Raw genomic sequence first — 20,693 nt, 5'->3', positions numbered from 1 at the left:
AAAAATGTGTTACTTTGTTATTATACAGTTTCCATTTTCAAATTTCAATGTTATTCTCCAAAACAGTAAAAAGGTGCCTTAAAATCATCAAATCTGATAATTTTAAGACACTCTTTTTGGCTTTTTATGTCGTTTTTTTTATCAACAAATATCTTTCAGAGTAAGCTATTAAGCTGCTGGATCGGTCGGATCGTAGTATCCGCCATTCTTAATTCCCTTCAGCGGTGTAATTGCGCGACGTCCCAGCGGTCCTTTGAATACTTCGTCAGACTTATAGGTTCCATCGAAAATATAAATGGTGGAACCATTGCAGTTCTCATATACCCATTTTGCATCGGCAACACAGGTACGGATACAGCCATGGGAAGCCGGGCTTCCAAGCTTAAGATATGCACTAACCGGTAAATTATAGCTGTTTGCTGAGCCGCATGCAATAGAGTGGACGAAAATTCCGCCCTGACCAGCACCATCTACATGAGTACCATACTGTCCCCAGGACGGTCCCATAAGCGCCTGCCATCTGCTGTATCTTGTCAGTTTATATCTGCCTGTCGGAGTATCTGTTCCAGGATTGCCTACTGAAACACGAATGGTCTTAACCGGAATTGTACGGTTCGCATCTGCATAAATTGTCATAACACCATTTACACGATCCACTTCAACTGTATATCCTGATTTGTAAATATTTGTCACGTCATTGATTCTGTAACCATTCTTATCAAAGTAATACAGCTTGCCATCAATCCACTTGGATTCATTTTGCACAAAGCCCTTCTTATCCGGGTTAATGTAACGAACCAGATTCTGGGAATTGTCTACAACCACCCAGCCTGTAGTGAACTTACCAGTGGCATCTACATATCCATATTTTTTGCCTTTCTTCACGAATGCATTCTTCACAAGACTCATATTCTTGAAGTAATACCAGTTTCCATCAATCTTCTGCCATCCGCTCTTGCGAAGTACACCTTTAGAGTCTGCAAAATATGTTTTTTTCTTGTAAACAAACATTTCATTCTTAACCATCTGGCCATTTCTTGTATTAGATGTAGATGGTTTAAAGAAATAACTCTTGCCATTGATCACGGTAACTCCGCTGGCAAGTCTTCCGTCAGCTTTGAAATAATATCCGTTTCTCAGTGTATTGGCATAATGCTTTCCTTTTTTATTGAACAGGAACCAGCCATAGAATTTCCCCTTAGAGGTGGTTACTTTCTGCCATCCGGTTTTCTTCACGATCCGGCCAGCAGTAGAACCAAAATAGTACATTCTGTTTCCAGCCCCAGGACAGCGATGCCATACCTTTTTCCAGTTTGCTCTTGCACCAGTTTCTGTTACATAATATTGTTTCTTTTTATAAGTGACAATACGATTCTTATAAATACAGCCATTCTTATCTGTCAGATAATATTTGCCATCTGTGGCTTTCTTCATAGTCTTCTTAAGAAGATAGCCATTCTTATCGATCAGATAGGAATTTTCCGCATCTTTATGTCCGTCAAGCTCTGTTACAATAACGCCATGAACCATAAGCTGTCCAATCTTACTGCTGTCCAGCTCACCGGAATCATAATATTTCCATTGCTCACCGGCTGTTCCTGCAAAACTCTTCCATCCATCACGGTACATCTTTCCTGGAATTTCCTGATCTGTTTCTGCTGGCTGGAAGTAGTACTGTGCAGCTACTCCGTTTACTGTCAGAGTAACATCCCCTGTACGTGGTGTTCCATTCTCATCCAGACAATAATACTCATCATTGATCTTATAATATCCTGTATATGTATTATTTGCCTTGGCGGCTTCATCCAGCTGTGCAGTGGTTAATGCCTTACCATCTGCGCCATAATAATGGAAGTTTCTGCTTTCTTTGTTCCACAGCCAGTAATCCTTCTTCATCTGACCAAGTGTGGTCTTCCACGGAACCAGTGCAGCACCCTGTCCATTATATTCTGTATATGCCTGTGCACTATCGGAAGCTGTAAAATAGAATTCACCAACAGCCCCATTTGCACTCTCCGTTCCAGCTAAAGTCTTAATGCCAGTAACCAGAAATCCATTGGCATCAAACAGATAACTTCCTGTATGAACTGCTCCAGCCTCGTTTCTTGTAGTAATCTCTACAATGCCATCTGCTGCAGTATAATATTCAGTCTGGGCAGCTGTTCCTTCAGCCTCTACACTTTCCGTACCTGCTGCTTCGCCATTCTCCTGGACTTCATCAAAAGCCTGAATCTCATCAGAACCAGCCACATTCTGAGCCTCAGCAGCTGCACTTACAGCTGATTTCTTCTTGCGAAGCTTAAAACCATCAGCTGTCTGCTCCCATTCTTTCCAGTCAAATACTCCGTCTGAATTATCTGCCTGTACTTCCTGAGTCCCATCCAATGTGCCTTCAGGAACAGCTTCAAATCCATCTACCGGAGCAGTACCTCCATTCTCCTCCACTGTTTCACCTGAAGTAAAGCCATCGGAAAAACCATCTGTACTTTCTCCTGAATTTTCACTGTCTGTATGTTCTTCCTTGTCCTGGCTTTCCTGTGCCTGCTGCTTCTCAGCTGCTGCCGTATCCGCAGGTGCCTCTGTATCCTCAGACGGCTGTACTGCTTCTGCTCCGTCTTCTGTTTGCACATCTGCTGCCTGTTCAGATGTAAATCCGGATTCAAATCCGCTATCCAAAGCTGCGGCTGGAACTTCCAGACCCATGGACACACTTAACATAATCCCTAAAACTGCGGCTGCTACTCTCTTTTTCACTTTTATGCCTCCCTATTGTAACGTTGTAAATCTTATTCTCCTAAACCATTGTTGATAACAGTTACAAGATTTCTTAAAGCCTCTGTTTCGTCCTCGCCTTCGCAAAATATAGTAATCTCATCACCACATTTCACACACGCGCCCAGAACACTGAGCACGCTTTTGGCATTGGCAGACCCCTGACCATACTGAAATGTTATAAGAGATTTATATTTCATAGCTTCCTTACAAAGAATGCCTGCCGGTCGTAAATGAAGGCCGGAAGGATTGTTCACCCTTACTTTCTCACTTACCATAGTTTCTCTCCCTTATTGCTGCTGTTCTCTAGATCCATGGCAATATATTTCGCCAAACGTTATCCGTAAACAACAGCTCATTCATTATTAGTATCTGAATTGGAAACTTCTGATATAGTCACATCTGCAACCACATCATCCAGAAGTTCAAATCCCTTAGGCAGCTTCACAGTCACAGGGATCTGATAGCTTCCTACTTCCATATCCTTCAGATCAACAGAAGCTTTCACTTCGTCAAGATTAAAGTCATCAAGCTCTCCAGCTGTTGCTTTCACGCGGATTTCAATCTTATCTGTTCCAAATGTTACCAGAAGATTATCAGCAAGGTTATCTACCGTAACCTGATTGGAGGGAAGACCATATGAATGACTTCCAATAGGTAAAATACTTACCTTCACCCAAACGTCCTCACTGGTTCCGCTTGTCAGCTTCACATCCTCAGGAAGCACATCTTTCAGACTGACTTTCTTCTCAATATCAGTTGTCTCTCCTGTAATATCAATATCAGTACCGCCTATCCAGATCGTGTTGTCATTCTGCTTCAGAGTCTCCAATGCCTCATCTGTTCCCGCAATACTTACAGTATCCGGAACAGTAGTCACACTCTCCACCTGATAGCCATCTGCCGGCACACCTACATAGTCCGCACCAATATTAACGCCTGTGCGAATCTTCCAAAATTTAGTTGTAACAACAACTTTGGTATTATCTATGGTGAGATAAGCCATTCTTCCGGCAAGACTGTCCTGATTCTTATCAATAATATTCAGTTCTGCCTCTTCGGAAAAATCCTTTGTTCGGCCATCAACATCAACGGTCGCATTTACTTTATCAATTTTATTCACAAGAGATTTCGGACCTGTAATTTTAACTTTCTCCGGACTTGCAGTCTGGGAACCAACCTCGTAGCCCTTGCCCGGCTGGCTGGAACCGTAATTTACATTAACCAGAAACTCCTGTGTTACTTTTTCTTCCAGTCTGACACTGAGATACTGTGGTGTCACTTTAATATTCTCGGGGCTGATTCCCGGACAGGAGGCAGTGATTGGAACCATAACCGGATCTGTATCAAGGCTTCCTGCCTGCTGCAGATCTGCCGTCAAGGTTATATTGGTCTGAGTAATCCTGGAAAGAAGTCTTCTCTCTCCTGTGATTGTAACCCTTATAGGATCCGGATCATCATCCTGCATACACATCATGTTTGCACTATCCACATAAGCCGTATTCTGGAGTTCTACATTTTCTCCGGCAATGGTGATACTTTTACTGGATACCGGATTGTCCACATTTACCACAATAAACCAGATCAGAAATCCGATGAAAACAGACATGATCTTCAAGGTAAAATTCCTAGTCAGCTTTGTCTTCTTCATGTCTCATTCTTCCTTTCAACAGATGACGCAGTTTACTGTTAGTTACAACCTTTTTATTCTGAGCCTTGATCAATGCAGATCTCAGTTCAGCACTGGTAAGACCTCTGCTGAGCTGTCCGTTCTGGGCCATGGACACCTGCCCGGTTTCTTCTGAAACAATAATTGTCAGGGAATCACTTACTTCACTAATTCCCACACCAGCTCTGTGTCTGGTTCCAAGCTGTTTGCTCAGCTCCATATTATCGGAAAGAGGCAGATAACAGGTAGCTGCTACAATTCGATTGCCACGCACCAGGACAGCGCCATCATGGAGTGGTGTATTATGTTCAAAAATATTGATCAGGAGCTGACTTGTAAGAACTGCATCCACATTGATTCCTGTGCGCTCATATTCACTTAAGCGGATATTCTGCTCAATGACGATCAATGCGCCAGTTCTTACTTCTCCCATGTCAAAACATGCCTTCACAAGCTCATTGATTGTTTTATCTGTAAACCTTTCCTGTACCTCTTTGCCGGCATCCAAAGGGAAAATAGAAGCCATAAACTTCTTCTGTCCCAGCTGCTCCAGCATTTTCCGAAGTTCTGGCTGGAAAATAACAACAACACTGGTAAGAAGTATAGTAGAAAGATTCTTAATGATCCAGAGGATCGTATTCATTTTCAACACATATGCAAATAAAATAAAAAGGAGTACTATCAGAATTCCCTTCAACAGAGTATAAGCGCGGGTAAACTTGATCCACACCATAAACTGATAGATAAAGAAGGAAATCAGGGCAATCTCCAGTATGTCTGTTACTCCCAGACTGGGCAGGGAGAGTTTTGACAAATATCCTGATAATCTGACTGCCATATCCTGCATAGTGTACTCCTTTCTTTGTTACCATTCACTGCCAAGCAGTAACCTTAAAGATCTTTAAGAGATTCTTCAAGCTTTTTTTCAAAATCAATATCCTTAGCAGCAGGTTTCTCTGCCTGTCTTGGCTTTCTGTCTGCTGCTGGAGAAGCTTTCTTTCTTTTAGGCTTCTCATCCTGTCGGAAGATTGGATTGGCATAAGTACCAGAGTTGTCCTCTGCCTTGCGCTCTTCACGAACAGGTTCTGCATTTATTTTCTTAATACTTCTCTCGGAAGTTGCAACAGAAGCCTTGGGAACTGCTTTTACATAATAGAAGTACTCATCATCCTCATACTCCAGACGCTCTGCACGGCTGTAATCTCCTCCAAATGCAAAGAACTCAAGCACAAGTGCCAGGAGAACAGCTGCAATCGTACAGATCAGAAGCGGAACCATTGCAACAGTTGCATTCAGGTTCATTCCAAAACTTCCAACAAGCATTATAAACACATAGGCAACACCGCCTGTAATAATAGATATCCTCCATGCATGATCAAAAGAGCGGGTACGGATCAGATGTACCAGAAGGATAACTGCTACAAAAGCAACAACTGCAATCCACATTCCCCAGTTCTGTACCAGACCGTCAGCCATGATCTGCAGCTTATCTGTCATCTCCAGATCCGGATTCACAAGAATTGTTGACTGTGATCTTAAAAAACGGATAAAATAATACATAACCACACCGCAGCCAGCCGGAATTGCAGATAAACTGCTCTCCATAAGTCCGCTTCCAATAGGAAGTAATGCCGGAAGGCTGAATGCAAAGGAAAGCGGTGTAAATACAAATGTTACATTCTGTTCACCACTGAACCTCAGGAAAAAGATCATCATCAGAAGGATCAGAACAAGCATAAATGCCGCAATTTCAATTCCAAGTGCATAACTGTGAACAAGGATCAGCACAAAACCAATATACATCATAGCGGAAGACGGCAAAATGGAACAGATCAATGCCAGGATCAGTACTAAAAATACATTATTCAGGCGAGACATATATCCCATATTCGCATTGATCCACAGGAAATAAACCAGTGCAAGAACAAACTTCATTACAGGCAGGATATACATTTCATACTGTCCGTATATTTCTTTTATTTTCTGCTTTAACTCAAGTAATGCTGTCATTTTCTATATCCTCCTGACATTTCACGTCCTGCGAATTTCTTTTCTTCACGAGTATAGATTTTCTCTAATTTCGTCAGCTGAGTGTAATACTGTTTTACACTCTTCTTCGCCTTATGGTACTTCACAGTGTACTGGATATATGTCAGCACAGAATATAATACCAATATCCCTATATATCCCCCCAGGACTACAACTCCAAGAGAGATCAGATCCATCTTGTGCACATTATCCAGCAGATATTCCAAATTATACGCTGCAATCACAGCCAGTATCAATCCATATCCAATTGTTACAAGAAAGAAATTCTTAATCAGCGCCAGACCAATATAGTCACTCCTGTAGTACTTGCTTACTGGAAGATACTTTCTGCCTTCCTGTTTCTCATATACAGCAAGCCGGTCCATTATCTTTACTTTTTCTTCGTTTATCATAAATGGCTCCTTATGCGTTTCTTTTAAAGCTGAAAAGCTATACTCATACAGGATGATTGTATCATATATCCCATGCCATGAAAAGTATTTTTTTACCTGTTGTTTCCAATACACAGCGTGAGAAAATATACATGGGATGCTCCCTTTTCCAGCAGAAGCTTTGCCAGCACATCCATGGTACTTCCAGTAGTATATACATCATCAATAAGCAAGATACGCATTCCTGCAGGATTTCCTACAACCTGAAAAGCTTTTTGAAGATTCTTCTTTCTTTCAGCCGCATCCAGTTTTTTCTGTGATCGGGTAGCATGGCACTTTTTTAGAATAGCAGTATCTACAGGAATCCCAGCATAACGGGACAGTTCTTTCGCCAGAAGTTCAGCTTGATTAAACCCTCTTATGCGCTGTTTTCTTCTATGAAGCGGAACCGGAATGATTATCTGCGGCTTCCATAATGCAAGCATATCTTTTCCGTAAATATACAATGCTTTTCCATAAAAGCGGCTGTATTCCTGACAACCAAAATATTTATATTTCATTATAGAGTATCTCATCCGGTCATCATAGAGAAAAATCCCGCGTCCCTGGTCAAAAGCGCCTGGATGGGCGCCGCAGTCCCTGCAGTATTCTTCATCTCCATTTACCGGTTTTCCGCATTTGTAACACCGTGGCCCCGATACAGGTCTTAAATCTCCGGCACAGTCCAGACAGATCAACTGATGGCTGCTCCTAAGAATCCTGTGACACAGAGGACACCGTCTTGGATACAACAGATCCAGAAAGTTCCTGTATCCTTGCCCAAAGAGAGCTGTAACGTTTCTGTTGCTTCTCATTGCGGATCATCTCCCCGAAAGTCTCCTCACTTCCAACTACAGTAACACATTTCCGTGCTCTTGTAACACCTGTATACAAAAGATTGCGGTTCATCAGCATCTTGGGGCCGGAAAGGAGCGGCAGAATAACTGCCGGATATTCTGAGCCCTGGGATTTATGTATGGTTATAGCATAGGCAAGTTCCAATTCTTCCAGCTGCTTAAAAGAATAGTCAGCGAAACGGCCATCCTCAAATTCCACAGTGGCAGTCTCTGCAAATTCATTGATTTCCTTCAGAATGCCAGTATCTCCATTAAATACGCCCACCCCTTCTTCTACAGGAATTCCGTATTTCCCCCGGACTTCCCATTCCAGCTGATAGTTGTTCCGAATCTGCATAACCTTGTCTCCCTCACGGAAAAGCCGGTCTCCAATTTCTTTCTCTTTTTTACCTGATTCTGGTGGATTCAGGTATCTCTGTAAGATCTGGTTCATCCTCTCTACGCCCAGAAGCCCCTTTCGCATTGGAGTCAGAACCTGTATTTCAAAAGGTCTTGCATCCACATACTTCGGCAGTTTCTCCTGAATCAGTGCGATGACCACGCGGATAATAATATCGGCATCATATCTCTTCAGGAAAAAGAAATCGCGGCTTTTGTTATCAAGGGAAACCTGCTCTCCGTTATGGATCTTGTGTGCATTTACTACAATATCACTGTGAGAGGCCTGCCTGAAAATTTTCTTCAGTTCTACTACTGGAAAAACGCCGCTTTGAATAATATCCCGCAGCACATTTCCAGGACCTACACTTGGCAGCTGGTTCTCATCTCCTACCAGAATGATCCTGGTTCCCGCAGTCACCGCAAGAAGCAGTGAATGCATAAGAAAAATATCCACCATAGACATCTCATCAATAATAATTACATCTGTATCCAGCGGATTCTCTGCATTCCGTTCAAAATGAACACCCTGAGACTCTCTGCCATCCTCATCCGGCACACCGTTCAATTCCAGAAGCCGATGTATTGTCTGTGCTTCATAACCTGTAGCTTCTGTCATTCGCTTGGCTGCGCGTCCTGTAGGTGCTGCCAGACGAAGAGTTGCGCCTTCGCCCTCGAAAAAACGAATAATTGCATTGATCGTGGTAGTTTTACCGGTACCTGGTCCTCCTGTAAGTACAAAAAGGCCATTTCCAGCAGCCTCTACAACAGCCTTCTTCTGCATTTCCTCCAAAACAGTTCCTGTTTCTTTCTCAATCTGGGCAATTCTTCGCTCCATCATCTGCTCATTCTGTGGATAACGGATATTTAATTCAGTGAGCATTCTTGCTGTATTCAGTTCCAAGCGGTAATACTGGCTTGGATAAACCAGTACCTCTCTGTCATTCTCTTTTAAAACAACTTTCCGGTCAATTGCCATATCCATCAGATGTTTCTCCATATAAGAAACATCTACCTGAAGCAGCTGGGAAGCTCTGTCAAACAGTTCGTCCTTCGGAAGATATACATGTCCTTCCCCTGAAGCTTGGAGAAGAGTATACATCATACCGCTGCGGATCCTGTAATCTGAATCTGCATGTATACCAATACGTGACGCAATGGTGTCTGCAATTTTAAAGCCAACTCCCGAGATATCATCTGCCAGACGATAGGGATTCTCCTGAAGCACACTGTATACGGACTGACCATATTTCTGATATATCTTTGCTCCAAGATTCAGGGAAATGCCATATTTCTGCAGAAACATCATGGCTTTTCGCATATCTGCCTTCTCAGTCACCTGTACTGCAATCTCTCTGGCTTTCTTCTCACTGATTCCCTTGACTTCCGCCAGCCTTTCCGGTTCTTCTTCCACTATTCTAAGGGTATCCTCGCCAAAACACCGCACAATTCTGGCAGCAAGTGCTGCACCTACCCCTTTAATCGCTCCGGAACCCAGATAACGTTCCATAGCCTGGGTGTCCTCTGGTGCCTTTTCCGCATAAGACTGGATATTAAATTGTCTGCCGTATATATGATGCTGGGAAAACTGTCCCTCAGCTTCAATGGTCACACCCTGTGTAACGTCAGGAAATGTTCCTACACAAGTCAGCTCTTCCTCTGAATCCGCGGTCTTAAGAACCATAACTGTATATCCATTTTCATCATTACGGAATATGACATGATCTATATAGCCTGTAACTTTCTCACTCATTTGTTCTTCTCCTGCCGCCAGCACTAACCAAAGGGCACTGCTAGAATGTGTTTGAAGAAGTATTCCCGCAATCTGCACGCCCCACTTTGCAGAAAGCCTTTTTCAAACACGCTCTAGAACGCAGTACCCTTTTCATTATAGTTTACATAATATTTTATCTTTTGCAAAACAGAATAGCCAAATTATATGTTACTGTTTACGCTTTTCAAAGCAATCAGATTATTCTTCCATCCTGGTAATTACTTCCGCATATTTACCGGTTCCCACCACAACCGCAGACATAGCATCCTGCACAGTCAGAGTGCTTACGCCGGTCTTCTGCTCAATGAGGGTGTCCATTCCATGGAGCAATGCTCCGCCACCTGTGAGAACAATTCCTCTGTCTACAATATCTGCAGCCAGTTCCGGCGGAGTTTTCTCAAGCACTCCGTGCACAGTCTCCACAATCTGATTGGTAGCATCCCTCAATGCAATACGGATTTCTTCTGAAGTCAGAGTTACAACCTTGGGAAGTCCGGTGATCACATTTCTGCCTTTTACCTCCAGCATCCGCGGAGATGCTTCCTGGCAGGCAGTTCCGATTTTTATTTTTATGTTCTCAGCGGCCTCTTCCCCAATAAAAAGGCTGTGATTTTTTCTCACATAGCTCATGATTGCCTGGTCGAAATTATCTCCGGCAACCTTTACGGAAGCAGACACAACAGAGCCAGCCATGGAAATCACGGCAACATCAGTGGTTCCGCCTCCTATATCCACAATCAGATTACCAAAAGGCTTCGTCACATCTACTCCGGCACCAATTGCAGCTGCAATCGGCTCTTCCACAAGAAACACTTCCCTTGCTCCGGCCTGATAAGTAGCTTCCTCTACTGCCTTTCTTTCAATCTCTGTGGTTCCGCTGGGGATACAGATACTGATTCTAGGCTTTCGAAAGGCATGGCGACCCATTGCCTTGGAAATGAAATACTTCAGCATCTTCTCCATAACCGTATAATCTACGATCACTCCCTGGCGGATTGGCCGGATTACTTCCATATTTGATGAAACATGTCCGGTCATCTGTCTGGCTTCCTCACCGATTGCTTTTATTTTCTCTGAGTTCTTATCATAAACCACTATAGACGGCTCACTGACTACCAGCCCCCGTCCAGTGGAATATACCTGACTGTTTCTGGTTCCCAGGTCAATTCCAATATCACTGGCAGGCATTAAATTCCCCTTTCTCTCAAAACACTTTGTCACACTTTCTCTGCAAGAATTGTGCCGTAAATGATTACCATTCACATTCCGAACTGTAATCATAAACACCACATTCTGCAGATGTGACTTTATAATTGTCTCATAGATTTTTCATAATTAATAGTCTTCGTACCATTATAAACAAAAATGCTTCAATTGGAAAGAGGTTTATTATCAGAATCACTTCAAATATTTCGCAACATAACGTCCTGTATAAGAAGCTGGATTCTTCGCCACTTCTTCAGGTGTTCCCTTGGCAACAACTGTTCCCCCGCCATCTCCGCCTTCCGGTCCGATATCAATTATATAATCAGCGGTCTTGATCACGTCCAGATTGTGTTCAATTACAACAACCGTATTTCCACCATCCGAAAGTCGACGCAAAATCTCCACCAGTTTCTGAACATCTGCAAAATGCAATCCGGTGGTAGGCTCATCCAGAATATAAATAGTCTTACCTGTACTGCGCTTACTCAGCTCTGCAGCCAGCTTAATACGCTGTGCTTCTCCGCCGGAAAGAGTGGTGGAAGGCTGTCCGAGACGAATATAAGAAAGACCGACATCATATAAGGTCTCTATCTTCCTTCTGATGGATGGAACGTTCTCAAAGAACGTCATTGCCTCCTCAACTGTCATATTCAGTACATCGTAGATGCTCTTATCCTTATACTTCACTTCCAGAGTTTCCCGATTATAGCGCTTACCCTTGCAAACTTCACAAGGGACATAAACATCTGGCAGGAAGTGCATTTCAATTTTAATAATACCATCACCACTGCAGGCTTCACAGCGTCCGCCTTTTACATTAAAGCTGAAGCGCCCTTTCTTATACCCCTTTGCCTTGGCATCTGCTGTAGCAGCAAAAAGATCTCTGATCTGGTCAAATACGCCTGTATAAGTAGCAGGATTAGATCTTGGTGTACGGCCAATTGGAGACTGGTCAATGGCAATTACCTTATCCAACTGGTCTATTCCAATAATATCATCATGCTTTCCCGGGATCACGCGGGCCCTGTTCAGATCTCTTGCAAGATGTTTGTAAAGGATTTCATTGATCAGAGAACTCTTTCCAGACCCGGAAACACCTGTAATACAGGTCATAATTCCAAGAGGAATATCCACGTCTATATGTTTGAGATTATTCTCTGCCGCCCCCTTAACAGTCAGATAACCGGTAGGTTCCTTTCGTACTTCCGGAACCGGGATTTTCAGTTTTCCGCTGAGATATGCTCCTGTAATGGACTTCGGATTCTGCATAAGTTCCTCAGCAGTGCCCATTCCAACAAGCTGTCCACCATGTTCTCCTGCGCCGGGTCCGATATCTACAATACAGTCCGCTGCGCGCATAGTATCCTCATCATGTTCAACCACTATAAGACTGTTTCCCAGGTCTCTTAGGTGCATCAAAGCTCCAAGAAGTTTATCATTATCCCTCTGATGCAGACCAATACTTGGCTCATCCAGAATATAGGCAACCCCGACAAGGCCGGAACCGATCTGGGTAGCAAGACGGATTCTCTGTGCCTCTCCGCCAGACAGAGTACCAGTGGCACGTGCCAGGGAAAGGTACTCCAGACCTACATCTGCCAGGAACCCAACTCTGGCTCTGATCTCCTTTAGTATCTGCTTTCCAATAAGCTGCTGCTGCGGAGACAGCTGCATTTCTGCCAGAAATCTCTTCAGCTTATCAATGGACATATTGGTAATTTCATAAATATTCTTATCCGCTACCGTAACCGCAAGTGACTCCTTCTTCAGTCGCTGTCCCCTACATGCTTTACACGGAGTGATCTGCATAAAGCTCTCGTATTCCTGTTTCATAGATTCAGAGCCAGTCTCTTTATAGCGCTGTTCCACATTCCTTATAAGGCCTGGAAAAGCCACATCATAAACCCCCTCTCCGCGCTGTCCCTTATAATAAACCTTCACAGAATGTCCGCCTGTGCCGTATAGAATAATATCCTGTATCTTCTTGGGATAATCTTTAAAAGGTGTATCCAGATCAAAACCGTATTCCCTGCAAAGGGCATTCAGAATAGCATTGGTAAAACTGCTCTTATCTGTGCAAGACTGCCAGCCCATCACTACAATAGCCCCTTCAGAAATGCTCAGAGACTTATCCGGGATCATAAGATCCGGGTCAAATTCCATCTTATAACCAAGGCCAAGACACTCCGGGCAGGCCCCAAATGGGTTATTAAACGAAAAACTTCTTGGCTCGATCTCATCAATACTGACTCCACAATCCGGACAGGAAAAGCTCTGGCTGAAATTCATATAATTTCCTTCCATGGTATCCACCACAGCCAATCCGTCAGCCAGATTCAATACTGTCTCAAGAGAATCTGTAAGTCTTTTCTCAATTCCAGGCTTCACGATCAGACGGTCTACAATAATGGCAATCGTGTGTTTAATATTCTTATCCAGGGTAATCTCCTCTGAAAGTTCATACACATTTCCATCGATTTCCGCACGTACATAACCGCTGCGTCTGGCCTGATCCAGTAATTTCGCATGGGTACCCTTGCGTCCTCGTACTACCGGTGCAAGAAGCTGGATTCTGGTGCGCTCCGGCAATTCCATGATCTGATCCACCATCTGGTCTACTGTCTGCTTGGCGATCACCTTGCCGCATTTCGGACAATGTGGAATACCAACACGGGCGTATAAAAGACGGAAATAATCATAAATTTCTGTCACCGTTCCTACTGTGGATCTGGGATTGCGGTTAGTAGACTTCTGGTCAATAGAAATAGCCGGTGGAAGTCCCTCTATGCTCTCCACATCTGGCTTCTCCATCTGGCCAAGGAACTGTCTGGCATAGGAAGACAGAGATTCCATATATCTTCTCTGCCCTTCTGCATAGATCGTATCAAATGCCAGTGAAGACTTTCCTGATCCGCTTAAGCCGGTAAGAACTACAAACTTATCTCTGGGAATATCCACACTGAGATTCTTCAGGTTATTCTCATTGGCTCCTCTGATTCTGATAAACTGTTTCTTATTCTCTGCTGCCATCTGTTCCTCCATTTCTTAACCGGAAAGCACCGGCTGTAACTCCCTGTATCCTAATCTGATCCGGAATCCTCCGGCTCAGACATTTCTTAATGTGTTCTTCAAGAATATCACAGGAACATTTGTTCGTCAACCATTTCTAAATTCTTTTTCCACCAAAACTTACAGCAAAAAATCTGCCATCACTGCATTACTCACATGAATGCCTTCTCTTGATAAAAATATCCTGCCGCTTTCTTCCAACAGCAGTCCCTGTTTCTTATATTTTTTCAGAACTTCTCCATATATATTCTCTATTGCAGTGCCAAAATACTCCTGAAATTCCTTTTTGGACACGCCCTGTGTCATACGAAGTCCAAGAAACATAAACTCTGCCATCTCATCTTCTCTTGTAAGAAGTTCCCAGTTTTTTTGAATTTTTTCTGGTGCACTGCTGTTTTTCAGATATTCCTGCATATCGGAAGTATTGGAAAAACGTTCCTTTCCCAATAAGGAAGCCGCTCCAAGCCCAAGCCCCAGATAATCCTTTCTCTGCCAGTATCCTTCATTATGTCTGCATTCACACCCTGCTTTTGCATAGTTGGAAATCTCATACTGATGATAGCCATACTCTTTCAGAACTACAGCAACATCTTCATACATGCGGTACTCCGTATCTTCATCAGGCAAATCCAGCTTTTTTCTGGAAAAAGGGGTGCCTTCTTCAATAATAAGACTGTATGCCGAAATGTGCTCCGGGCCAAGTGCCGCCACCATCCGAAGGTTCTCTATCCAACCTTCATAACACTGTCCCGGAATGGCAAACATCAGATCCACATTTATATTGGAAAAGCCAGCCTCTCTTGCCATCTGAAAGCTTTCCAGAAACTGTGCATAATTATGAATTCTTCCAAGCATAGCCAGTTCCTTATTGTTTGGCGACTGTAAGCCAATGCTGATCCGGTTAATTCCGTATTTTCTGTAAATAGAAAGTTTCTCAGGCGTCAATGTTCCAGGATTTGCTTCAATCGTTACCTCCGCATCCGCCGAAAACAAAAAATAATCTCTCAGCCCCTGTAAAAGCTTTTCCATTACATCACATTCCGGCACAGAAGGTGTTCCCCCGCCAATGAAAACTGTATCTACCGGACGTTTTTTCAGATTCTTTGAAACCGTCTCCATTTCCCGTAAAAGTGCATAAATATAAGCTTCCTGCCCGGCCCTGGTAGAGGGGCCTGACAGGAAGTCACAATAATCACATTTCTTTATGCAAAACGGGATGTGAAGGTACAATTCCAAACCATTCTTCTTTGTTCCCATTCTGATTTTCTCCACATTGTTTATTTTCTTCTGTTTACAATGCTGTTTCTGTAAAATTAATCTCCACTACCGGTCTCAGTTTCTTCATCTGTTGAATTTCCAGTAGCATCACTGCCGCTGTCAGACGAATCTGCAGCAGTCTGCTCTTCTGAAGAGCCGCTCTTACTGCTGCCTGCAGCCTTTCCCTCTTCTTTCTGAACCAGATACTCATTCACCATAGTCACGCTTCCGCTTTGCGCTACCGCATCTTTATTTACCTGGCGAGGTACCGGCGTAGGTGTTGCTGTAGGGATCGGCGTGATCTTCATTACGCCCTGCGACTCTGCGTCTGGTGCTTTCACCGTTTTCTTCCCACATGCACAGCTGCCTGCAAAAATTACGATTACCAGCAGGATCACTGTCAAAATCCCGCCCTTGATCCACTGTTCCCTGTCTTTTTTATAACTTCTCTTTATTTTTCTTGTCAGAATACGTATCTTAGCTTTCATCGGATACCTCCGCGTCTGATGCCAGCTGGCATATATCTTATGTCAATCAGTCACACTCAGACACCTTTATTTGTTGCTTTTCACCACAGGATTGACAACAATTAATTTTCATCCAGTTTCAGTACGCTCATAAATGCTTTCTGCGGAATCTCTACATTTCCAACCTGGCGCATTCTCTTCTTACCTTCCTTCTGTTTTTCCAGAAGTTTCTTCTTACGAGAAATATCACCGCCGTAGCACTTGGCAAGAACATCTTTACGCATAGCCTTAACCGTCTCTCTGGCAATGATCTTGCTTCCGATTGCTGCCTGGATCGGAATTTCAAAGAGCTGACGCGGAATCTCATCTTTCAGCTTCTCGCACATCTTGCGGCCTCTTTCATAAGAAGTATCTGCATGCACAATAAATGAAAGGGCATCCACTTCTTCTTTATTTACCAGAATATCCAGTTTCACAAGCTCACTTCTCTCATAACCACAAAGCTCGTAATCCAGAGACGCATATCCTCTGGAACGGGATTTCAGGGCATCAAAGAAATCGTAAATAATCTCATTCAATGGAAGCTTATATTTCAGAAGTGCTCGTGTCTCTTCCATATATTCCATGCCAAGATACTGGCCACGGCGCTCCTGGCAAAGATCCATAATGGCACCGATAAATTCTGTAGTTACCATAATCTCAGCATTCACGATTGGCTCTTCCATATATTCGATCTCAGATGGATCTGGAAGATTGGTCGGATTTGTCAGATCAATCACTTCGCCGTTTGTCTTGTGTACTTTGTAAATAACGCTTGGAGCTGTAGTAACAAGATCAAGGTCATATTCACGTTCCAGACGTTCCTGGATGATTTCCAGATGAAGCAGCCCAAGAAATCCGCAGCGGAAACCAAATCCAAGAGCAACAGATGTCTCCGGCTCATAGAATAAAGAGGCGTCATTTAACTGCAGTTTCTCCAAAGCATCTCGAAGATCCCCGTATTTCGCTCCGTCAGCCGGATAAAGGCCGCAGTAAACCATTGGATTTACCTTCTTATATCCAGGCAAAGCCTCCTCGCAAGGGCGGCTATTGTCTGTAATAGTATCACCAACACGAGTGTCTCTTACGTTCTTAATGCTGGCGGTAATATAGCCTACCATTCCTGCTGTCAGTTCCTCACATGGAATAAACTGTCCTGCTCCAAAATACCCAACTTCCACAACCTCTGCCACAAATCCGGTAGCCATCATACGGATGGTTGTGCCTTTGCGGACTTTTCCATCTACCATTCGGCAGAAAACAATGGCACCCTTATAAGAATCATAAATGGAGTCAAAAATAAGTGCCTTCAGCGGTGCATCCGGATTTCCTGCAGGTGCCGGGATCTTAGCCACTACCTGTTCCAGAACCTGATCCACATTCAGACCTGTTTTTGCAGAAATCTGCGGTGCGTCCTGGGCTTCAAGTCCAATCACATCCTCAATTTCATTGATAACACGCTCTGGCTCTGCACTTGGAAGGTCAACCTTATTGATTACCGGAATAACCTCAAGATCATGATCCAGTGCCATATAAACATTTGCCAGCGTCTGCGCTTCAATTCCCTGTGCAGCGTCAACTACGAGGATGGCACCGTCGCAGGCTGCAAGGCTTCGTGAAACTTCATAGTTAAAATCCACATGTCCAGGTGTATCGATCAGATTGAAAATATACTCTTCTCCATCTTTTCCATGATATACCGTGCGGACAGCCTGGGATTTGATGGTAATTCCACGTTCTCTCTCCAGATCCATATTATCCAGAACCTGGGCCTGCATTTCCCTCTCAGTCAAAAGCCCTGTCATCTCTATAATTCTGTCGGCCAGTGTAGATTTACCGTGGTCAATATGTGCAATAATACAAAAATTTCGAATTTTACTCTGGTCTGTCATTCCAGACATTCCTCCTCTGGTTATGCTTTACTGTTTATTCTATCAAAAGATTATAGCACAGATTAAATCTGTTTGTCACTTCCTTTTATATGGTTCCTGTTCACTCCGTTCACAGTAACGTTCTTGACGGGATAAAATATATTATTTTTATCCTGTTCCGCAGCCCTTTAACACTCTGTTCAAAATGTCTGCAAAGGGTTCCATGGCGTTTTTTACTTCCTGCACCGTATTTGTCTGGGCACCGGCTTCCAGAAGCAAGGCTCTTTTGCGCAAATGGAGATTATAGCGCAAACCCGCCAGGTAAATTCCTCTGTAAAAATCAGGATAATACAACGCTGCCTGATATTCCAGCTGAAAAGAAAAAGCAAGATTGTCCTGTATGTAAGGATTGGGCAAATAAGAAACCTTCCCCTGGGCATTCGTGTAACTAAGGCCATTATAAAAAAGAATCTGCGCCGTATCTTTTCCGTTTATTTTGGTCACCAGCCGTCTGTCTTCATCGATTCCATCTCTGTGCAGATCAATAACCACCTCCACAGACGGATTTTCTTCCAAAACCTTTTCCACGTAATCACAGGCATAATCATAGGCCTTATTCCGATCCAGTTCTCCGCCCATCATATCAAAAGCTTCTTTTATATGGATCACCTGATAACCATATTTTTCTGACAGCAAACTGGTCAGATAATTTCCAACCCCCACAATCGTATCCTCCTCTTCTCCTTCCCTGGAATCGGAAAACGTTTCCTGGGAGTGACTGTGATAAATAAGGATCTGCGGCTCCAACGGGCCATGACTCAAGGAAAAATCCTCTGCCAGAAATTCAGCAGCATTTATTTTTGCGGCAGATGCATCTGTGTTCTCATCTACGATGTAAAAATTGTTCATTAGATAATCGTAATCCGACAGCTTGTCTCTGGACAAATCCAAAATTGGATGCGGGAGAACGATGTTAGACTGAGGAAGGGTATTTGCAGGCTGGGTTTCTGAATTTAAGTGATTTTCACTGTTTTCTATGACTTCTGACATCTCAGAGTTATCTTTATTTTCTATTTTATCTGTATTATTTATTTTCTTACTTTCCTCAGAAGCACTGCTGTTTTTTTCCAGATTGGCTTCCTTGGATTTCTTTGCATTTTCCTCTCGCAAATTACGCTCATTCTCTGCAACTTCTTCTAAATATGCTCCATTTCTCTTCCCAATCTCAGCCAGAGTTTCTCCATCCATTTCCATCCAGGTTTCCTGTGCTTTTTCTTCTGTAAAATAATAGAACGGAAACTGCCTGTACACATTATGCACAGTTTCCCGCATGGAAAAAGGTCCTGGCAGCACAGCCAGAACCGCAAAAAAGCACAGACAAAGAAACACGCAGAAAACCTTCTGGACTTTTGTCACGAAATCACCTCTTTAAGGTTATCCTATGACAGTTTTTTCCTCCGTATGTTTCTTTTTTTAGGCTGACTTTCCACATTCTCAATATTTCCCCACCTCTCACCACCTTTACACCAGCTTCATGAGCCAGAGCGTGTTTTGAAAAATCATTCCCGCAATCTGCACCCCCTGCTTTGCGGGAATGATTTCACCCGAATTCGGTTGCCGTAGCCCGCTACGGCGCCCTCATCTGGGCAAAATCTCCCACAAATTGTGACGCACATCTTGCAGAAAGCTTTTTTCAAACACGCTCTAATAGCTCTCTGCAAAAGTCATATTTAATCCTTCTGAAATCGTAAAACTCAGATATTTTATGGTCTCGTCCACGTCTTTCGGCGTCACAAACATTCCATGAAGATGCGGAGAAATCATTTCTTCCAAAAATTCTTTCTGTTCAGCCTCGTCCAGTGTCTCAAGCAAATGAGCCATAGAATCATGAACAATAGTCGCCGCATCCACCACGGTAGGCACTCCGATCCCGATCACTTTTACATTCAGGTTTTCTTCTGTAAGACCATTTCTGTGGTTTCCCACCCCTGATCCCGGAGTAATTCCTGTGTCCGTGATTTGAATGGTCCGATTAAGACGCCTGGTATTCCTTGCGGCAAGAGCATCCACAGCGATCACTACATCAGGCCGTGTTATTTTCACCACGCCCTCCACGATTTCCGAAGTTTCCATTCCAGTCTGCCCCATTACGCCTGGAACAATTCCGCTGATCGCATGAAGAATCTGCTTTTCTGTACTTTTCAGCCCATACTCGCGGATCAGATGGCGTGTTATATGAAGATTTCCAATTACTTCCGGTCCCAATGAATCCGCCGTAATCCCCGGATTTCCAAGTCCAACAATAAGCACGGACTTTTCCTTTTCCAGACCGATCAGCTGGCGTAAATGTCCGGAAAGTTCTTCAGACACTTCCCTGTGATAGTCCTCATCCGGCGCTGAAAGCCCTTCTGATTCAATTGTAATATATGTCCCCTGAGGCCTTCCCATCGCCCTGGCACCATTTTCCGTAGTTATTTTCACCACAGTAGTTCGAATGTCTTTTTCCTTATTATAATCTTCCTGAACCTCCACCCCGCGCACTTCTACATTGTTCTCTGTAAAACGTTCTCTTGCCTCTACCGCCAAATCGGTTCTGAGCTTGTAAGTTCCCAGCATATCAGTTCCTCCATACTTTCCCAAATTCTCCCTTATTACCGGCTCCACCTGCTGTTTTCTGTGTGCAAAATATATTTCCCAGTGCAATTCATACTCTTCACAGCCACACCTTTCGATTTTTATATAATTTCCCCACTTTTTTGCAAAAATATGTATGTCAAGCATTTTTGAAAATATGTATGTCAAGCATTTTTGAAAATATGTATGTCAAGCGTTTTTGAAAATGTCCTAAAATAATTGAAGTATTAGCCCCGGCTTT

17 protein-coding genes are annotated in these 20,693 nt (G+C 43.4%); 1 reads left to right on the top strand and 16 read right to left on the bottom strand.

The genetic code is table 11. The annotated features are described in order from the left end of the window. Nucleotides 1-168 precede the first annotated feature (168 nt). From LIZ66_RS18810 to LIZ66_RS19505, 15 genes are all read right to left on the bottom strand, one after another. Nucleotides 169-2,754: a L,D-transpeptidase family protein gene (locus tag LIZ66_RS18810; protein WP_227200952.1), complete on the bottom strand. Its 2,586-nt coding sequence runs from the start codon at nucleotides 2,752-2,754 to the stop codon at nucleotides 169-171. 32 nt (nucleotides 2,755-2,786) lie between these two features. Further along, entirely contained in the window at nucleotides 2,787-3,050 is a 264-nt protein-coding gene (locus tag LIZ66_RS14595) for an HPr family phosphocarrier protein (RefSeq protein WP_118579680.1), read from the bottom strand. Nucleotides 3,051-3,127: 77 nt separating this feature from the next. Beyond that, nucleotides 3,128-4,423, bottom strand: coding sequence for a CdaR family protein (locus tag LIZ66_RS14590; protein WP_148461731.1), 1,296 nt, complete (start codon nucleotides 4,421-4,423; stop codon nucleotides 3,128-3,130). Further along, on the bottom strand, nucleotides 4,401-5,288 hold the full coding sequence (gene cdaA, locus LIZ66_RS14585; protein ID WP_118579686.1) for a diadenylate cyclase CdaA: 888 nt from the start codon (nucleotides 5,286-5,288) through the stop codon (nucleotides 4,401-4,403). The genes LIZ66_RS14590 and cdaA overlap by 23 nt, the downstream gene beginning before the upstream one ends. A gap of 44 nt (nucleotides 5,289-5,332) precedes the next feature. Further along, on the bottom strand, nucleotides 5,333-6,451 hold the full coding sequence (locus tag LIZ66_RS14580; protein ID WP_118579689.1) for a hypothetical protein: 1,119 nt from the start codon (nucleotides 6,449-6,451) through the stop codon (nucleotides 5,333-5,335). Further along, nucleotides 6,448-6,882: a hypothetical protein gene (locus tag LIZ66_RS14575; protein WP_118579692.1), complete on the bottom strand. Its 435-nt coding sequence runs from the start codon at nucleotides 6,880-6,882 to the stop codon at nucleotides 6,448-6,450. The genes LIZ66_RS14580 and LIZ66_RS14575 overlap by 4 nt, the downstream gene beginning before the upstream one ends. 92 nt (nucleotides 6,883-6,974) lie before the next feature. Further along, the gene (locus LIZ66_RS14570; RefSeq protein WP_226837931.1) at nucleotides 6,975-7,715 is read right to left on the bottom strand and encodes a ComF family protein; all 741 of its coding nucleotides are present in this window, start codon (nucleotides 7,713-7,715) and stop codon (nucleotides 6,975-6,977) included. Beyond that, nucleotides 7,612-9,888, bottom strand: coding sequence for an SF1B family DNA helicase RecD2 (gene recD2 / locus LIZ66_RS14565; RefSeq protein WP_195699130.1), 2,277 nt, complete (start codon nucleotides 9,886-9,888; stop codon nucleotides 7,612-7,614). Before recD2 ends, LIZ66_RS14570 begins: the two co-directional genes overlap by 104 nt. Nucleotides 9,889-10,107: 219 nt before the next feature. After that, nucleotides 10,108-11,097: a rod shape-determining protein gene (mreB, locus tag LIZ66_RS14560; RefSeq protein WP_118579698.1), complete on the bottom strand. Its 990-nt coding sequence runs from the start codon at nucleotides 11,095-11,097 to the stop codon at nucleotides 10,108-10,110. 210 nt (nucleotides 11,098-11,307) lie between these two features. Then, a complete protein-coding gene (gene uvrA, locus LIZ66_RS14555) occupies nucleotides 11,308-14,145 on the bottom strand; it encodes an excinuclease ABC subunit UvrA (RefSeq protein ID WP_226837930.1) in 2,838 nt (945 codons plus the stop codon). Nucleotides 14,146-14,304: 159 nt separating this feature from the next. Further along, nucleotides 14,305-15,441, bottom strand: a complete 1,137-nt coding sequence (hemW, locus tag LIZ66_RS14550; protein WP_173718897.1) for a radical SAM family heme chaperone HemW — start codon at nucleotides 15,439-15,441, stop codon at nucleotides 14,305-14,307. Between the two features lie 56 nt (nucleotides 15,442-15,497). Then, the gene (locus LIZ66_RS14545; RefSeq protein WP_226837929.1) at nucleotides 15,498-15,929 is read right to left on the bottom strand and encodes a hypothetical protein; all 432 of its coding nucleotides are present in this window, start codon (nucleotides 15,927-15,929) and stop codon (nucleotides 15,498-15,500) included. Nucleotides 15,930-16,030: 101 nt separating this feature from the next. Further along, the gene (lepA, locus tag LIZ66_RS14540; RefSeq protein ID WP_173769622.1) at nucleotides 16,031-17,848 is read right to left on the bottom strand and encodes a translation elongation factor 4; all 1,818 of its coding nucleotides are present in this window, start codon (nucleotides 17,846-17,848) and stop codon (nucleotides 16,031-16,033) included. Between the two features lie 138 nt (nucleotides 17,849-17,986). Next, nucleotides 17,987-19,234 carry a stage II sporulation protein P gene (locus tag LIZ66_RS14535; protein ID WP_226837928.1) on the bottom strand — a complete coding sequence of 416 codons (1,248 nt, stop codon included), beginning with the start codon at nucleotides 19,232-19,234 and terminating at the stop codon, nucleotides 17,987-17,989. Between the two features lie 143 nt (nucleotides 19,235-19,377). Then, nucleotides 19,378-19,494: a DUF6783 domain-containing protein gene (locus tag LIZ66_RS19505; RefSeq protein ID WP_308768429.1), complete on the bottom strand. Its 117-nt coding sequence runs from the start codon at nucleotides 19,492-19,494 to the stop codon at nucleotides 19,378-19,380. Between LIZ66_RS19505 and LIZ66_RS19500 the strand changes: the two genes are divergently transcribed. Then, entirely contained in the window at nucleotides 19,459-19,569 is a 111-nt protein-coding gene (locus LIZ66_RS19500) for a DUF6783 domain-containing protein (protein WP_308768430.1), read from the top strand. The two genes, LIZ66_RS19505 and LIZ66_RS19500, sit on opposite strands and share 36 nt — an antisense overlap. Here the strand turns inward: LIZ66_RS19500 and gpr are convergent. Further along, nucleotides 19,523-20,434: a GPR endopeptidase gene (gpr, locus tag LIZ66_RS14530; RefSeq protein ID WP_226837939.1), complete on the bottom strand. Its 912-nt coding sequence runs from the start codon at nucleotides 20,432-20,434 to the stop codon at nucleotides 19,523-19,525. The genes LIZ66_RS19500 and gpr overlap by 47 nt on opposite strands. Between the last annotated feature and the right edge of the window lie 259 nt (nucleotides 20,435-20,693).

This window comes from Blautia faecis (assembly GCF_020554845.1).
GTDB classification, from domain to species: Bacteria; Bacillota; Clostridia; order Lachnospirales; family Lachnospiraceae; genus Blautia_A; species Blautia_A faecis.
Note: the sequence above shows the minus strand (reverse complement) of the source record. Positions and strands in the feature narration are given on the sequence as shown.

Bases quoted from the DNA above. Each gene is read 5' to 3' on its own strand.
- LIZ66_RS14595 (WP_118579680.1), bottom strand. From the start codon at position 3,050: ATGGTAAGTGAGAAAGTAAGGGTGAACAATCCTTCCGGCCTTCATTTA.
- LIZ66_RS14590 (WP_148461731.1), bottom strand. From the start codon at position 4,423: ATGAAGAAGACAAAGCTGACTAGGAATTTTACCTTGAAGATCATGTCT.
- cdaA (WP_118579686.1), bottom strand. From the start codon at position 5,288: ATGCAGGATATGGCAGTCAGATTATCAGGATATTTGTCAAAACTCTCC.
- LIZ66_RS14580 (WP_118579689.1), bottom strand. From the start codon at position 6,451: ATGACAGCATTACTTGAGTTAAAGCAGAAAATAAAAGAAATATACGGA.
- LIZ66_RS14575 (WP_118579692.1), bottom strand. From the start codon at position 6,882: ATGATAAACGAAGAAAAAGTAAAGATAATGGACCGGCTTGCTGTATAT.
- LIZ66_RS14570 (WP_226837931.1), bottom strand. From the start codon at position 7,715: ATGAGAAGCAACAGAAACGTTACAGCTCTCTTTGGGCAAGGATACAGG.
- recD2 (WP_195699130.1), bottom strand. From the start codon at position 9,888: ATGAGTGAGAAAGTTACAGGCTATATAGATCATGTCATATTCCGTAAT.
- mreB (WP_118579698.1), bottom strand. From the start codon at position 11,097: ATGCCTGCCAGTGATATTGGAATTGACCTGGGAACCAGAAACAGTCAG.
- uvrA (WP_226837930.1), bottom strand. From the start codon at position 14,145: ATGGCAGCAGAGAATAAGAAACAGTTTATCAGAATCAGAGGAGCCAAT.
- hemW (WP_173718897.1), bottom strand. From the start codon at position 15,441: ATGGGAACAAAGAAGAATGGTTTGGAATTGTACCTTCACATCCCGTTT.
- LIZ66_RS14545 (WP_226837929.1), bottom strand. From the start codon at position 15,929: ATGAAAGCTAAGATACGTATTCTGACAAGAAAAATAAAGAGAAGTTAT.
- lepA (WP_173769622.1), bottom strand. From the start codon at position 17,848: ATGTCTGGAATGACAGACCAGAGTAAAATTCGAAATTTTTGTATTATT.
- LIZ66_RS19505 (WP_308768429.1), bottom strand. From the start codon at position 19,494: ATGTGCGTCACAATTTGTGGGAGATTTTGCCCAGATGAGGGCGCCGTA.
- gpr (WP_226837939.1), bottom strand. From the start codon at position 20,434: ATGCTGGGAACTTACAAGCTCAGAACCGATTTGGCGGTAGAGGCAAGA.